Source organism: Streptomyces sp. NPDC058796 (assembly GCF_042745235.1).
GTDB lineage: Bacteria > Actinomycetota > Actinomycetes > Streptomycetales > Streptomycetaceae > Streptomyces.
On record NZ_JBHYOP010000007.1, the window covers coordinates 190,914 to 206,190 of the forward strand.

Here is a 15,277-nt window from a genome sequence, read left to right on the forward strand (position 1 = left end):
TGGACGCGAGCTGTCTCACATCCCGGGCCGCCGTCACCTGCGCGAAACGCCCCTGCACCGCAGGTGAACGCAGGTCAACACTGCGTAAGGTCGGGGTGACCCGACGTGCGCGACCCCCTGGGCCGCGAGTAATGTCCTCACCTGCACAGACTCATACCGCATCCCCGACACCGGAGGACCCGTTGTCCCGCTTCGCGCTCATCAAGGCAGTGCTCGGTCCGATCATGCGCCTGATGTTCCGCCCACAGGTGGAGGGCGTGGAGAACATCCCGGGCGACGGCCCGGTGATCCTGGCAGGCAACCACCTCACCTTCATCGACTCCATGATCCTCCCGCTGGTCTGCGACCGGCAGGTCGTCTTCATCGGCAAGGACGAGTACGTCACCGGCAAGGGCTTCAAGGGCCGGCTGATGGCCTGGTTCTTCACCGGCGTCGGCATGATCCCGGTCGACCGGGACGGTGGCCGGGGCGGAGTCGCGGCGCTGATGACCGGCCGCCGGGTGCTGGAGGAGGGCAGGATCTTCGGCATCTACCCGGAGGGCACCCGCTCCCCCGACGGCCGCCTCTACCGGGGCCGCACCGGCATCGCGCGGCTGACCCTGATGACCGGGGCCCCGGTCGTACCGTTCGCCATGATCGGCACCGACAAGCTCCAGCCGGGCGGCGCCGGCCTGCCCCGGCCGGGCAAGGTCACCGTCCGCTTCGGCGAGGCGATGGAGTTCTCCCGCTACGAGGGCATGGACCGCGACCGCTACGTCCTGCGGGCCGTGACCGACTCCGTGATGACCGAGGTCATGCGGCTGTCCGGCCAGGAGTACGTGGACATGTACGCGAGCAAGGCGAAGGCGGCGTAAGGCCGTCGGACGCACGGGACGTACAGACGTTGGACGGCGGGCCGCTCGGTGAGCGGCCCGCCGTCCACGTGTCCGGCCCTCTGGCCGCCGTGCGGCTACGGGTGTTCCACCCCGTCCTCCAGGCGCTGGCCCCGCAGCAGGACCCAGGCGGCTCCCGCGGCGGCGAGCAGCACCGCCGCGCCGACGCCCGCCGCGAGCGTCAGGCCGTCTACGAAGGCCTGGCGGGCGGCGTCCAGCAGGGCCCCGGCCGAACGTTCCGGCAGATGGGCGGCGACCTCCACCGCACCGCCCAGTGACTCGTGGGCCGCGGCCGGGGTGCCGGCCGGGCCGGTGAAGTCGCGGTAGACGCCGGTCACGATGGAGCCGAGCACGGCGATGCCGAGGGCGGCGCCGAGTTCGTACGCCGTCTCGGAGACCGCGGAGGCGGCGCCCGCCTGCTCCTTGGGCACGCTGGAGAGGATGACGTCGGCGGTGACGGTGAAGGAGAGTCCGGCGCCGACGCCGACCACCAGCAGGGCGGCACCGAGCAGCGGGTACCCGGTGTGCTGGCCGATGACGGTCAGCGCGGCCAGCGCCAGACCGACGGCGGCCAGTCCGCCGGAGACGACCGCGCGGACCGAGAAGCGCCGGGCCGCGCGACCGGCGAGCAGACCCGCCACCACCGCACCGATCGCGGCGGGCAGTTCGGCCAGGCCCGCCTCGAACGGGCGCCTTCCCTGTACGAGTTGGAGGTACTGGGAGAGGAAGAACACCAGCCCGGAGAGGCCGAGGATGGTCAGCAGGTCGGCCAGGACCGCGCCGCTGAAGCCGCGGCTGCGGAACAGCCGCATGTCGAGCAGCGGGGTCGGCATGGTCAGCTGACGGCGGACGAAGCCGTAGAGCGCGGCGGCGCCCAGCAGGCCCGCGGCGAGCGTGGCCCACGCGAACCCGTGCGCGGCGGCCTCCTTGACGGCGTACACGACACCGACCATGCCGACGAGGGAGAGGACGACGCTGAGCAGGTCCCACGGGCCGGGGTTCGGATTGCGCGACTCCGGCAGCAGCTTGACGCCGACGAGGACCAGGACGGCCATCACCGGCAGGTTGATCAGGAAGACCGAGCCCCACCAGAAGTGCTCCAGCAGGAAGCCTCCGACGACCGGACCGACCGCCGCGCCGGCCGAGGCCGCGGCGCCCCAGATGCCGACGGCTAGAGAGCGCTCGCGCGGGTCGTGGAAGAGGTTGCGGATCAGCGCGAGGGTGGCGGGCATCAGGGTGGCGCCCGCGACGCCGAGCAGGGCCCTGGCGACGATCATCAGCTCGGGGGTGTGCGCGTAGGCGTTGAGGACGGAGACCACGCCGAACGCCGTGGCGCCGATGAGCAGGATCCGCTTGCGGCCGATCCGGTCGCCGAGGCTGCCCATGGAGACGAGCAGACCGGCGATGACGAAGGAGTAGACGTCGCCGATCCACAGCAACTGGGTGCTGGAGGGGGCGAGGTCCTCACTGATGTAGGGGGTCGCGAGACCGAGTACGGTCGCGTCGACGGCCACCAGCAGTACGGCCAGCACGAGGACGGACAGCGCCAGCCAGCGGCCGGGGCGCTTCACCGCCTCGGTCGTCCGCGCCGACTGCGAGGTGCGGGTCATGGTTCACTCTCTCCGAAGTGCGCCGCCGAGCAGCAGCTCGACGATCATGTGGTTGAAGTCGTTGCGGGCCACGCGGCCCTCTGCCACCGCCCAGGCGGCGGCGCCCAGCAGGCCGTACAGGGCCTCGGTGAGCCAGGCCGGGGTGAGGTCGATGCGGAACTCACCGCTCTGCTGGCCCCGGCGGAACAGGTCGGTGAGCCGGGCGTCGATGCGCGCCCAGCCCTCGTTCTGCTCCTCGCCCTCGAACAGCTGGTTCTCGGTGTAGAGGAAGGCGAGCAGGGCGGCGGAGGGCTCGATCCCGCGCACGAGCCGGCGCACCGCGTCGGCCGCCGGCCCGTCCTCCGGACGGGCCGCTTCCAGGGCTGCCTCGCACTCGGCGATGCCGAGCTCCTCCAGCGCCCGTACGAGGGCGTCGCGTCCGGCGAAGTGCCGGTGCAGCGTGGCCCGGCTGAGCCCGGCGGCCCGCGCGACCTCGTCCATGGTCGCGGTGGCTTTCCGGGTCAGCAGGGCCGCGGCGCTGCGCAGTACCTGTTCACGATCGACGGCCATGAGACAACAATAAACCACATGAGACATCTCTGTCTCGCGCCGGGCATGCGTGACTCACCTCTCAGAGGCAGTCACGCGATCGGAGGAAGACTCAGTGCCAGGGCAGCTGCCCGCGCCGCTCCCAGTAGGCGCGCGGGTCCTCGACGAGCGCGTCGAGGCGGGCCACCTGGTCGTCGTCGAGGTCGACCACGGCGGCGTGCAGGTTGGAGCCGAGCTGGTTGACCGTCGCGGCACCGGAGAGGACGACTCCGGCCCAGGGGCGGCGCAGGACCAGCGCGAGGGCGACCGCGTCGCAGCCCAGGGTCGTCTCCTCCGCCACGGCCTTCAGCGCATAGGGCGCGTGCGGCTCCGCGAGGCGGCCGTTGGCCATGCCCTCCTTGACGATCACGGTGAGCCCCGCGTCGTGCGCCTCGGCGAGTGCGGGCCCGGCGGAGGTCTCCAGGATGTTGTACGTCGACTGCACCGTGCGGAAGAGGGGTTCGCCGTCGACGGTCACGGCGAGCGCCGCGCGGATGGCGTCGGCCTGGGCGGGGCCGCTGGTGGAGAAGCCGACGGTGACGCCCCGCGCGGCGGCCTCGGCCAGCCTCGCGTGCAGGTCCTTGTCGGTGAGGGCCGGGCTGCCGGGAGTGAGCGAGTGGATCTGGTAGAGGTCGAGCCGGTCCCCGAGCAGGGCGTCGGTCTCGGCGCGCTGGCGCTCGTACGTGGCGGCGCCGTGGTCCTTGACCTCGTGCTGGTCGGCGTCGGCGGACCAGTCGGCCGTGTAGGTGTAGCCCCACTTGCTGCCGACGACGACGTCGTCGACGTCGGGGCGGTCCCGCAGCCAGCCGGCCAGGAATTCCTCCGAGCGACCGTAGGACCGGGCGGCGTCGAAGTAGCGGACGCCCTGGGCGTAGGCGGCGTCGAGGAGGTCGTGTGTACGCTCGCGCATCGCCTCGACGGTGCGGTCTGCAGGCAGGTCCCGGTCGCGGCCGAGGTTGATGTAGCCGGGGCGGCCGACGGCCGCGAGACCCAGTCCGATGTGGCAGGTGGGGGTGGTCGCCGCGGCCAGGCGGGCGAAGGGCATCGCGGGCTCCGTTCGGTCGGCTGCTGAGGCTGTGGAAGCTGCTGAGCTGTTGACCAACGTAACCGCGATGCCCTTCGCGCACACCGGCTGCTACTTCCTGGCGTCCGCCCACGCGTGCTGGGCCGCCACGTCTTCCTTCACCTCGGCGAGCTGGACGGCGACCGCGCTGGGCGCCGTACCGCCGCGCCCGTTGCGGGAGGCGAGGGCGCCGGGGACGTTGAGGACGGTGCGGACCTCGGGGGTGAGGTGGGCGGAGATCTTCGCGAACTGTTCGTCGGTCAGCTCGTCCAGCTCCTTGCCCTCGGACTCGGCGGCCTTCACGCACTCGCCGGCCACCTCGTGCGCGACGCGGAACGGCACGCCCTGCCGCACCAGCCACTCGGCGACGTCGGTGGCGAGCGAGAAGCCGGCCGGGGCCAGCTCCTCCATGCGCTCGCGGTGCACGGTGAGGGTGGCCATCATGCCGGTGAAGGCGGGGAGCAGGATCTCCAGCTGGTCGATGGAGTCGAAGACCGGCTCCTTGTCCTCCTGGAGGTCGCGGTTGTACGCGAGCGGGAGGGCTTTGAGGGTGGCCATCAGGCCGGTGAGGTTGCCGATGAGGCGGCCGGACTTGCCGCGGGCCAGCTCTGCGATGTCCGGGTTCTTCTTCTGCGGCATGATCGACGAGCCGGTGGAGAAGGCGTCGTGCAGGGTGACGAAGGAGAACTCCTTCGTGTTCCAGATGATGATCTCCTCGGCGATCCGGGAGACGTTGACGCCGATCATCGCGGCGATGAAGGCGAACTCCGCGACGAAGTCACGGGAGGCCGTGCCGTCGATGGAGTTGCCCGCGCTGCCGTGCTCGAAGCCCAGGTCCTGGGCGACGGCCTCCGGGTCCAGGCCGAGGCTGCTGCCCGCGAGCGCTCCCGAGCCGTACGGCGACACGGCCGTGCGCTCGTCCCACTGCCGCAGCCGCTCCGCGTCCCGGCCGAGCGCCTGGACGTGGGCGAGGACGTGGTGGGCGAAGAGCACCGGCTGGGCGTGCTGGAGGTGCGTGCGGCCGGGCATCGCCACGTCCGGGTGGGCCTCGGCGAGGCCGACCAGCGCGTCCTGGAGGTCGGCGATCAGGCCGCCGACGGTGCGGGCGTGGTCCCGCAGGTACATGCGGAAGAGGGTCGCCACCTGGTCGTTGCGGGACCGGCCGGCACGCAGCTTGCCGCCGAGGTCGGGGCCGAGCCGCTCCAGCAGCCCGCGCTCCAGGGCGGTGTGGACGTCCTCGTCGGCGATGGTCCCGGTGAAGGAGCCGTCGGCGACGTCGGACTCCAGCTGGTCGAGCCCCGCGATCATCCGGGTCAGCTCGTCCTCGGTGAGCAGCCCGGCCTTGTGCAGCACGCGCGCGTGGGCACGCGAGCCGGCGATGTCGTAGGGCGCGAGCCGCCAGTCGAAGTGGACGGACGCGGACAGCTTGGCCAGCGCCTCGGCGGGACCGTCGGCGAAACGGCCGCCCCAGAGCCGGACGTCACCGCTGTTGCTGCTCACTTGGGTCGCTCCTCACCGTACGGCCAGTGTCATGCATGAGTATGCAGAAGTCTGCATGCTTCGTCAATTTCGCAGGCAGGCGACACAGACCGAGCCCCGCACCCTCATAATCGTTAGACATGGGAAAGACTTACGAACGCATCGACGGCAGACTCCGCACCTTCATAGAGGCTCAGCCCGTCTTCTTCACCGCCACCGCGCCGCTGGCCGGTGACGGCACTGTCAACCTCTCCCCCAAGGGCCTCACGGGCAGCTTCGCCGTGCTCGACGAACTCACCGTGGCCTACCTCGACTTCGCCGGCTCCAACGCCGAGACCATCGCCCACCTGCGCGAGAACGGGCGGATCACCCTGATGTGGTGCGCCTTCCAGGGGCCGCCGAACATCGTCCGGGTGCACGGCCGCGGCGAACCGGTGTTCCGCGACGACCCCCGCTTCCCGGAGCTGCTCGCCCACTTCCCGGACATCGACCCGAGCCGGCACGGCCTGCGCGCCGTCATCGTCGTGACCGCCGAACTGGTCCGGGACACCTGCGGCTACGGCGTCCCCTTCATGGCGTACGAGTCGGACCGGGATCTGCACGGCAAGCGTTTCGCGCGCGAGGACGACGCCTCGCTCAGCGCGTACTTCACCAAGAAGGAGCACATCGCGACGAGCATGGACGGCCTTCCCGGGCTGCCGTTGCCGCTCCCCCCGTCTAGCGTCTGAGCCATGCGCCCCGGTGTCGTCGCCGTCCTCCTCTCCGCCTCCCTCCTCGTGTCCGGTGCCGCGCCCCCCGGCGGGTCCGGTCCACGGCCCCTGCCCGCACGCATGGCGGACACCGGCGGCGGTACCCAGCTGATCACCGCTGTCGCGCCCGGTACCGGTTCGACCGAGGGCCGGGTCACCTGGTGGGACCGCCGAGGAGGCGCGGACGGCCGGTGGGTGAAGGCCGGTTCCGCACCCGCTCGCTTCGGCGCGGGCGGCCTCACCGACGGGGCGACGCGCGAGCAGGGCACGAACACCACCCCGACCGGCCTGTACGACCTCCCGTACGCCTTCGGCATCGAGCCCGCGCCGCGCGGGACGGAGTACCGGTACCGCCCGGTGCGCCAGGACTCCTGGTGGTGCCAGGACAACGCCTCCCGCGCCTACAACCGCTGGACCGAACCCCGTCCCGCCGACTGCCGCGCCACCGAGGCCGAGCATCTGATCACCTACACGGCGCAGTACGCGCACGCCCTGGTCGTCGGCTTCAACTACCACCGCCCGGTGCGCGGCCGCGGCGCGGGCATCTTCCTGCACGTCGACGGGCGCGGGGCGACGGCGGGCTGCGTGTCCGTGCCGCGCGAGGCGATGCGGCGGATCCTGCGGTGGGCCGAGCCGGCGGAGCGGCCGCACATCGCGATCGGCACCCGGGACGGGGCGACGGCGATCACGCGGTACTGACCTCGCCGCCTTCGGCAACCGACGGACTGTCAGCGGCCGATGCCATCATGTCCTCCTGCGAGGAGGGGACATGGGACGAACACACAGGGCTCTGCTGATCGGCGTGGGGCACGCGCCCGCGGCCGACGGGCTGCTGGAGCCGCTCGACGAGCCCGTCGAGGCCGATCTGCGGCTGATGGCCTCCGTCCTGGGCGGGGTGGGCTACGAGGTGGAGACCCTGCGCGATCCCGACCTCGACCTCGTCCGGACCAAGCTGTACGAGGCCGGAACCGATGTTCCGGCCGACGGCACCCTGCTGCTCTACTTCACCGGACACGGCATCCGGGCCGGCGGCAACGACTATCTGGTCCCGGTCAATGCCCGGCCGCCGCGCGACGGCGGCTGGCGGGAGCCGTACCTGAGTTCGCTGCTGCCCGCGAACATCAGTCCACTGTTGAACGAGTGCAAGGCCGGAACGGTGCTCTGGCTGATCGACGCCTGCCGCACGGATCTCGGCGAGGGCGAAGCGGCCTTCGGCAACGGCATCGACAACGGGCCCCCGCACGGCGGGTTCGCCGTGCTCACCGCCTGCTCGGCCGGCGAGCACAGCGGCTACACGTCCGAAGGGAGCTTCTTCACCCGCGGGCTGGCAGACGCCCTGGGCCCGCTGACACCCGCGCGGACCGTCGAGGAGGTCTTCGACCTGGCACGGGCACGCGCCGCGGCCGCGGCGCGCAGGCACGGACTGACCCAGACGGCACGCATCCGTTACGGCACGAACGGCGAGGCGGCCACACGTACGACGGAGATCTGCGAGGGCCGTCCCCTGCTGGACACCTGGCTGCGGGCCGCGCGCGAGTCGCCCCTGTGGGTACGGACCCGCGAGGCGGACCGCGCCCTGGTCCCCGGAGTCCAGGAGCGCGTCGCCGCCTTCGTGGAGCAGTGCGCACGCACCCTGCACCTGGCCCAGGGCCGCCTGCCCCGCGCGGACCCCTGGTCCGACGAGGGGTTCCCCGCGCGCATGGTCGGCCGGCTGCTGCCCGCGGTGCTGCCGGAGAACGAACCCCTGTCCGTCGTCGAGACGGCGTTCCTGGTCGCGGCACCGTTCCTGCGCGAGGCGGCCTGGGCCGAAAGGCTGAGCCAGAGCGTCGAGATCGATCCGTACCGCCCCGGCCGCGAGCCTGGAGCGGACGCCCACCGTCGGCACTTCGAACAGATCAGCGATCAGCACACGCGGATGGTTCGCAAAGCGGCACAGTGCCGGGCCCGGGACCGGACGGAGGACGAGACCGCGGTCACGATGTGGCTGGTGCACCGCTGGATCGCCGACCGCTTCGAGACCGACGACGAGCCCGTTCCCCAAGGCATGGCCGAGAAGCTGATCACGGCGCTGGGCGTGACCCCCGACCGCGTGCACGAGGTGGCGGAGATGCTGTGCGCGGCGGCCTCGGCCGTCGGGCTGGACGAACTGCCCGACGATCCCCCCGGCCGTGCGCCCGCCAAGGTGGTCCTGCCCGACGGCCCCCGGCCGCTGCGCATCCGTCCGCTGAGCGGGCTGCTGCGGCTGGCCGCCGTACTGGCGGTGGACGTGCGGACGTTCCCCGAGATCGCCGCCGAGCACCTGGCCGTGACGGATCCCGTCCTGCCGGAGCACGTCGTGGCGATCGCGCACGCCCTGCGCTGGGAGCGGGAGGATTCCGCGCTCGACCTCGACGCCCCGTGTCCGCATCAGGCCGTGCACGCCGCCCTCGCCGAGATCGCCGAGGAGGCGGACCAGCTCGTCGCCCACCTCCTCGACCGGGCCGCCGGACTGCCGGGCACGGAGGCCGGTCTCATGAGCGCCGTACCCAAGCGCGTGACCGCCCGCGCGCTGCGCCCCGCCCGCACCGGCGGCGGACACGAGTCGTACGACGTCCCCCTGCTGCGCTTCCACCTCTCCCAGTCCGAGGTGCGGGAGCTGCTCATGGGCGAACAGCTCTACGACGGCGATCCGACCCTCGCGCTGCGCGAGCTGTACCAGAACGCCATGGACGCCTGCCGCTACCGGGCCATGCGCTGGAAGTACCTCACGAGCAGCGGCGCACAGCCCGCCGGCTGGAACGGGCGGATCACCTTCACGCAGGGCGAGGACGAGCGCGGCCGGTACGTCGAGTGCCGGGACAACGGAGTGGGCATGAGCGCGGACCTGCTCACCCACACCTTCACCCGTGCCGGGAGCCGCTTCGAGCGCTCCAAGGCCTTCCGTCAGGAGCAGTCACGCTGGCTGCGGCACGACCGGACGCTCCGGCTGTATCCCAACAGCCGCTTCGGTATCGGCGTGTTCAGCTATTTCATGCTCGCCGACGAGATCACGATCGTGACCCGCCACGTCAGCCCCGACGGCATCCCTGCCGACCACGCCCTGCGCGTCGACATCCCCAGCAGTGCCAGTCTGTTCCGCATCCGGCGCCACTCCGGTGCCGACGACGGGCTGCCGGAAGGGGGCACCCGGGTCCGGCTCTATCTGCGGGACGCGACGGTCACCGAGAAGTTGTCGTGCACCCGGGTGCTGCGTTCCCTGGTGCGGTTCAGTGAGTTCGCTCTGGAGACGCTGGGGGGCGAGGGGAGCGGCCACCGGTGGGAACCCGGGGAGTTGCAGCCCCCCGTTGACAGCGGCGCCCATGCCGCCCTGCAGGCGGTCCCCGGTGTCCTGTGGTGGGTCGACGGGGAGGGCGCCATCCTGTGTGACGGGGTCGCTACCGATCAGAGACCCTTCGGGTACGTGCTCAATCTGACGGGGCCGCACGCGGGCAGGCTCAGCGTGAGCCGGACGGAGCTGCAGGACTTCGACCACGGCTGGGCGGAGGAGCAGTGGCGGCTGGGGGCGGACGTACTGTCGTCGTGGTCCGGGCTGACCATGCGGTGGACGGCGGATCTCGAGCGGCAGAGCCTGCGGGTGGCCCAGGTCCTCGACGAGGTGTGGCGGGGCAGGAACGTCACGATCGCCGAGGAGGAGAATGAGGACAAGCGCCACTCCCTGGACGAGATCGGCTGGTTCCACCCCGACGCCGAGCAGTACCGCCGCACGGAGCACCGACGGGTGCGGTCCTGGCGGAAGGCCGTCATGGGGAGGTCCGTCTGGTCGTCCGGTGCGGCACCCCCTCGGTCGACGGCCGGGCATCCCGTCCCGTCACCGGGCGACGCGGACGTGGCGATCACCCCGTTCCCTTCCTGGCACGACGTCGTCGCCTACGCGGCCGAGAAGCAGGTGCCGCTGGCCGGTCTGCTGCACCGGATGCGACGACTGCGCGTCCTGGGGCCGGGCTTCGCACCTCCGGCCCTGCGCGGCGACGACGGACTGGACCGGGTGCCCTCCCCGGCGGACGCGGCCTTGGCCGCCACCCTGAGCGGCAAGGCGGAGAACCCGTCGAGCATCCTCGTCCGTACCGCCACGGCCCAGAGCCGCTTCGACGACCTCGCCGGTCTGGTCCTGGCCTCCCAATGGCTGAACGCCCCACTGGGTGAACTGGCCGAGTCGCTGGCCCGGCTGGCCCCGCTCCACGGTCTGGCGGTGCCCGTACCGCCCGAGCACCTCGCACACCACGTCTGCACCCAGGCCGACATCGACCTTCTCTTCGTCAAGGCAAGGGGCTACCGAGAGGTGCGCCGTGCGGCGTCTCCCCTGGACGTCCGCCTGGTCTCCCGCCTCACGGACACCCCGGTGACCGATGTCCTGGCCCGGATGACCGAGTACGCCTGGCTCGGCTGGGTGCCTCCCACGCCTGCCGAGATGGCCCTCTGGGCAGCGTTGGACGAGGAGGGCGGACTGGTCCCGGAGCTCTACCTCACCCGGCTCCCCGACGGGCGGACCCGGCTGGACTGGGCCGCCACCGTCCACGCGGCGGAACTGCTGGAGACGTCCCTGACCGAGGCGGAGCAACGCCTGGCCGGCATCGCCACGGCACTCGGCCTGGAACACACACGACGCTACGGCGACGGCCGGCTGGACGGTTCCCTGGTCCCCTCCGCCGAGGCCGGCGCCCTCGTCGAGTACCTCGTGAGAGATCAGTACGTCGACTTCGACCGGGGCCTGAGTCTGATCGACCTGAACTTCGCCGACGACGAGGTGACGGAAGAGCACCTCGGCGTCCTCCGCGACCTCGGGTTCTCCCTGCCCGAGGGCCACCGGATCGGCAGGGCCTGGCACACGCTGGATCTCCGTACCCGCTACGTCTTCTCGGGCCGGGACCTGGGAGTCGACGACAACGACTTCCCGGCCGAGCACCTCACCGAGGCGGTGTGGGTCAACGCCGCCATGTACCTGCAGGAGTCGCTCAAGGAGGTGTGGGCCCTCGCCGCCCGCCATGCGCCGTCCTTCGGCTTCGGCATACCGCCCCTGCCGCCCGCGCTCGCGGACCGCCGCCCGTCGACGCAGTTGTGCGACGCCCTGATCACCTACGACGCACACGGTGACACCACGCCCCGGTGGACGCCGCTCACCGCCGCGGCACTGGTCCGCTACGCCCGCAGGTTCGCGCTGACACCCGTCGCCGCGTACGAGCAGTTGAGCGCGTTCCGCCCGCTCGGCGCCCTCGTCCCCCTTCTCGGCGCCGACGACCTGGCCGCCCTGCCCGACAGCGTCCCGGACGAGTGGGACGTCGCGGCCCTCTCCCCGGACCAGCGTGTCTCCGACTCAGACGGTCCCTACACCCCCCTCGACCTGGTCAGCATCGCCGCCCGGCTCGGAGAGTCCGTCACCGAGACCGCACGCCGGATCACGCCGTACCGCCCCCTGTTCCCCGCCCCCACCGCCCTGCCCGCGGCACCTTGCGCCGACGTCGTGCCCCGCTGGCAGGACCTCGCCCTGCTCTCCCAGTACTTCGACGGCAGGCTCCCCTCCGTCGCGGGCACCGTCTCCCGGCAGCACGTCGCACGCGCCGCCGAGGCGACCGGGGAGCACCCGGACTGGGTCCGGGGCCGGCTGCTCCTGTACGCCGACATGTTCGGCCTGGTCGTCCCGGTGGCCGAGGACGACGGCCAGGAGGAGAACGCCGATGACTGAATCCCGCGTCTCCACCCACGAGTTCGCGCTCCCCTACGCGGAGCAGGACCTGGGCCGGGTGGCCGCCCCCTTCACGGTCAACCCGTCCGCCGACGGCCACGGCATCGTGGTCGCGGGCGCGTGTCCGCGCTGTCATGGACGGACGTCCACGGAGTACCGGTACGGTGCACCCGGCACCGGCACCAAGGGGCTGCGGTCCTGGCTCGCCGGCCGCCGGCCCGTGCCCGGCCTACGAGTCGACGCCGCGTTCCTGGAGCTGGAGCCGCAGTTCTGCGAATGCGGGCATCCCCATGCCGACCTGCCGCAGGACGCGCCCTTCACCGGATGCGGAGCGAGCTGGCGCATCGGCACGCCGGCCACGGGCGCGGGCTCGTGAGCGCGTGGTCCGACCGGCGCTGGGCGCAACTGGCCCGTGAGCTGGAATTCTCCCAGCTCACCGAGGTGCGGAGGCAGGCCGAGGGCTGGCGCAACGGGTTGACGGGTCTCACCGCCCTCCTGGCGGTGCTGGTGATGCTCAAGGGACGTGACGACCTCTCGAAATTGCCGTCCTCCGCGCAGCACACGGCCGCGGTTCTGATCGGCTGCGCGTTCGTGCTGCTGGTCGTCGGCTCGATGCTCGCGGTGCGTGCCGCGCACGGCCGGCCCGGAGGCGAGGTGCTGCTCACCGGGCAGGCGCTGCGCCGGTGGACCGCAGCGGAGACGGTGCGCGTCACCGGGGCGTTGCGGCAGGCCGCCGTGTGCTGTGTCACGGGAATCGCCCTGGTGTGCGGCGCGGTGGCCGTCGCCTGGACGACCACTCCATCGCCGCCGGACCACCTGGTGCGCGTCGTGACGACGAGCGGCGAGCGGTGCGGGGAGTTCGTCGGTTCCGGGCCGGACGGAGTGGTGCTGCGCCTGGACGGCGGTCGGCAGACCCTGCTGTCCGCACGCACGGTCACCTCGGTGACCCCGGTCCGCGGTTGTGACGCCGCCGGCGGGTGAGTCCTTCACGGGCTCCCGCCGGCGGACCGGGCGGCGGCCCGTCGGAGCAAGCCGTTGAACACTGGGCACGCGTGGCACGTATCGGTGGGCCAAGGGCCGAGTCCCACGGAGGAACCGTGACCACCACGCTCGCCGGCGGCCGTGCCGCCCGCCGACAGACGATGCGGCGCATCCGTCCGCGCCGCTCCCCCGCCGTCCCCCTGCTGCTCGCCGTATGGGCGGGCGCGGCGGGCGTGTTGTGGCTGTGGTGGCGCAACACGCCCGCCATCTCCGACCGGACCGGCATGATCCTCAACGCGGGCCGGATCACCGGGCTGCTCGCCGGGTACCTGATGGCGCTGGTCGTACTGCAGATGGCGCGCGTGCCCGCCCTGGAGCGGCGGGTGGGCTCGGACCGGGTCGCCCGCTGGCACGCCATGACCGGCCGCTACACCCTCTGTCTGGTCCTCGCCCACGTCTTCCTGATCATGTGGGGTTACGCCGCCCAGGCGGGCAAGGGCCTGGGCGCCGTCGTCCAGCAGACGGCCGACTCGGTCAACCAGCTGCCGGACATGGGCAAGGCCGCCATCGGCACCGGCCTGCTGGTCCTCATCGGCCTGCTGTCCGCGGGCCCGGTGCGCCGCCGCATCCCGTACGACGCCTGGTACCACGTGCACCTGCTCACCTACGCGGCCGTGTTCCTGACCTTCTGGCACCAGCTGACCACCGGCAACGACTTCGCCGTCGAGCCGGTCGCCAGGACCGTCTGGTACGCGCTGTACGGGACGGTGACCGCGCTCGTCCTCTGGTACCGGATCCTGACCCCCCTGCGCCTCAACCTGCGGCACCGGATGCGGGTCGAGGCGGTGATCGAGGAGGCGCCCGGCATCGTGTCGGTGCTGATCGGCGGGCGCCGGCTGCACCGGATGGGCGCGGAAGCCGGGCAGTTCTTCCGCTGGCGGTTCCTGGCTCCAGGTATGCGGTTCAGCTCCCACCCGTACTCGCTGTCGGCGGCGCCGCGCCCGGACATGCTGCGGATCACCGTGAAGGCGATCGGCGACCACAGCGCCCGGCTGCGCGAGCTGGAACCCGGCACCCGGGTATGGGCGGAGGGTCCGTACGGGGCCCTGACCGCCCAGCGCCGCAGTCGCGGCAAGGTACTGCTGGTGGCGGGCGGAGTCGGCATCACGCCGATGCGGGCGCTCTTCGAGACGCTGCCCGGCGCGTCCGGCGACATCACGCTGCTCTACCGGGCCAACAGCACCCAGGACCTGGCCCTGTGGGACGAGCTCGCCGGGATCGCCGACGCGCGCGGGGCCCGGTTGATGTACGCGGTCAACAGCCCGGACGGAGAGCGCCCGGACATCTCCGCGGAGACGCTGAGCCGCAAGATCCCGGACATCGAGCGCCACGACGTCTTCCTGTGCGGGCCGCCCGGCTTCGCCCAGTCGGTGTACGAGGCACTGCGCGGCGCGGGAGTCCCCGCCCGCCGTATCCATCACGAGTCGTTCGAGATGTGAGCGACGGACATCAGGAGTCCAGGACAGATGAGGAAAAGCCACCCCGTTCGGCGTGCCGTGCTCGCCGGTGCCGCCACCGTGTCCGGGATCGTGCTGCTGCTGTCGCTGAAACCGGCGTCCGACCCGGGCTCCGCCTCGGCGGCGGGCGGCGCGGCCCCGCCGGTGGCCGCGCAGTCGCCGCAGGGCGGGCGCGGTGCCGGGGCCGGCACGGTGACGGGTGACGCGGCCGGCACCCAGTACGGGCCCGTGCAGGTCCGGGTCACGGTGAACGGCGGGAAGATCACCGGCGCGGAGGCCGTGCAGGCACCCAAGGGCGGACAGAGCGACCAGGTCACCGCCGACGCCGTACCCAAACTCAACCAGGCCGCCGTCACCGCGGGCAACGCCGACATCGACACCGTCTCCGGCGCCACCTACACCAGCGCCGGATACAAGCAGTCGCTCCAGTCCGCCCTGGACAAGGTGAAGGCGGGGGCGGACGGCGCCCCGGACACGCGGACCCTCACCGGTGCCGTCGCCCAGACCCAGTACGGGCCCGTGCAGGTCCGGGTCACCGTCAGCGGCGGGAAGATCACCGGCGCGGAGGCCGTGCAGGCACCCAAGGGCGGACAGAGCGACCAGGTCACCGCCGACGCCGTACCCGAACTCAACCAGGCCGCCGTCACCGCGGGCAACGCCGACATCGACACCGTCTCCGGCGCCACCTACACCAGCGCCGGATACAAGCAGTCGCTCCAG

At 72.2% G+C, this 15,277-nt stretch carries 12 protein-coding genes; 8 read left to right on the forward strand and 4 right to left on the reverse strand.

The window, feature by feature from the left end:
• Positions 1-182 precede the first annotated feature (182 nt).
• Positions 183-854, forward strand: a complete 672-nt coding sequence (locus ACFW47_RS19220) for a lysophospholipid acyltransferase family protein (RefSeq protein ID WP_362498241.1) — start codon at positions 183-185, stop codon at positions 852-854.
• Positions 855-949: 95 nt separating this feature from the next.
• Here the strand turns inward: ACFW47_RS19220 and ACFW47_RS19225 are convergent, their stop codons facing one another.
• The 4 genes from ACFW47_RS19225 to argH all read right to left on the reverse strand — a co-directional run bounded on the left by ACFW47_RS19225 (position 950) and on the right by argH (position 5,612).
• Positions 950-2,482 (reverse strand): MFS transporter, encoded by a 1,533-nt coding sequence (locus ACFW47_RS19225; RefSeq protein WP_386286205.1) that lies wholly within the window; start codon positions 2,480-2,482, stop codon positions 950-952.
• Between the two features lie 3 nt (positions 2,483-2,485).
• Positions 2,486-3,031, reverse strand: a complete 546-nt coding sequence (locus ACFW47_RS19230) for a TetR/AcrR family transcriptional regulator (RefSeq protein WP_386286204.1) — start codon at positions 3,029-3,031, stop codon at positions 2,486-2,488.
• 91 nt (positions 3,032-3,122) lie between these two features.
• Positions 3,123-4,094, reverse strand: a complete 972-nt coding sequence (locus ACFW47_RS19235; RefSeq protein ID WP_386286203.1) for an aldo/keto reductase — start codon at positions 4,092-4,094, stop codon at positions 3,123-3,125.
• 90 nt (positions 4,095-4,184) lie between these two features.
• Positions 4,185-5,612 (reverse strand): argininosuccinate lyase, encoded by a 1,428-nt coding sequence (argH, locus tag ACFW47_RS19240; protein WP_386286202.1) that lies wholly within the window; start codon positions 5,610-5,612, stop codon positions 4,185-4,187.
• A gap of 119 nt (positions 5,613-5,731) precedes the next feature.
• Between argH and ACFW47_RS19245 the strand changes: the two genes are divergently transcribed.
• From ACFW47_RS19245 to ACFW47_RS19275, 7 genes are all read left to right on the forward strand, one after another.
• The gene (locus ACFW47_RS19245; RefSeq protein ID WP_386286201.1) at positions 5,732-6,319 is read left to right on the forward strand and encodes a pyridoxamine 5'-phosphate oxidase family protein; all 588 of its coding nucleotides are present in this window, start codon (positions 5,732-5,734) and stop codon (positions 6,317-6,319) included.
• A gap of 3 nt (positions 6,320-6,322) precedes the next feature.
• Entirely contained in the window at positions 6,323-7,039 is a 717-nt protein-coding gene (locus tag ACFW47_RS19250) for a L,D-transpeptidase (RefSeq protein ID WP_386306405.1), read from the forward strand.
• 70 nt (positions 7,040-7,109) lie between these two features.
• Positions 7,110-12,059, forward strand: coding sequence for a caspase family protein (locus ACFW47_RS19255; RefSeq protein WP_386306406.1), 4,950 nt, complete (start codon positions 7,110-7,112; stop codon positions 12,057-12,059).
• A complete protein-coding gene (locus ACFW47_RS19260; protein WP_386306407.1) occupies positions 12,052-12,435 on the forward strand; it encodes a hypothetical protein in 384 nt (127 codons plus the stop codon). Before ACFW47_RS19255 ends, ACFW47_RS19260 begins: the two co-directional genes overlap by 8 nt.
• Positions 12,432-13,040 (forward strand): hypothetical protein, encoded by a 609-nt coding sequence (locus ACFW47_RS19265; protein ID WP_386286197.1) that lies wholly within the window; start codon positions 12,432-12,434, stop codon positions 13,038-13,040. Before ACFW47_RS19260 ends, ACFW47_RS19265 begins: the two co-directional genes overlap by 4 nt.
• Positions 13,041-13,156: 116 nt before the next feature.
• Positions 13,157-14,539: a ferric reductase-like transmembrane domain-containing protein gene (locus ACFW47_RS19270; protein ID WP_386306408.1), complete on the forward strand. Its 1,383-nt coding sequence runs from the start codon at positions 13,157-13,159 to the stop codon at positions 14,537-14,539.
• A gap of 27 nt (positions 14,540-14,566) precedes the next feature.
• Positions 14,567-15,277, forward strand: a 711-nt coding sequence (locus ACFW47_RS19275; protein WP_386306410.1) for an FMN-binding protein, incomplete at its 3' end; no start/stop codon positions are given.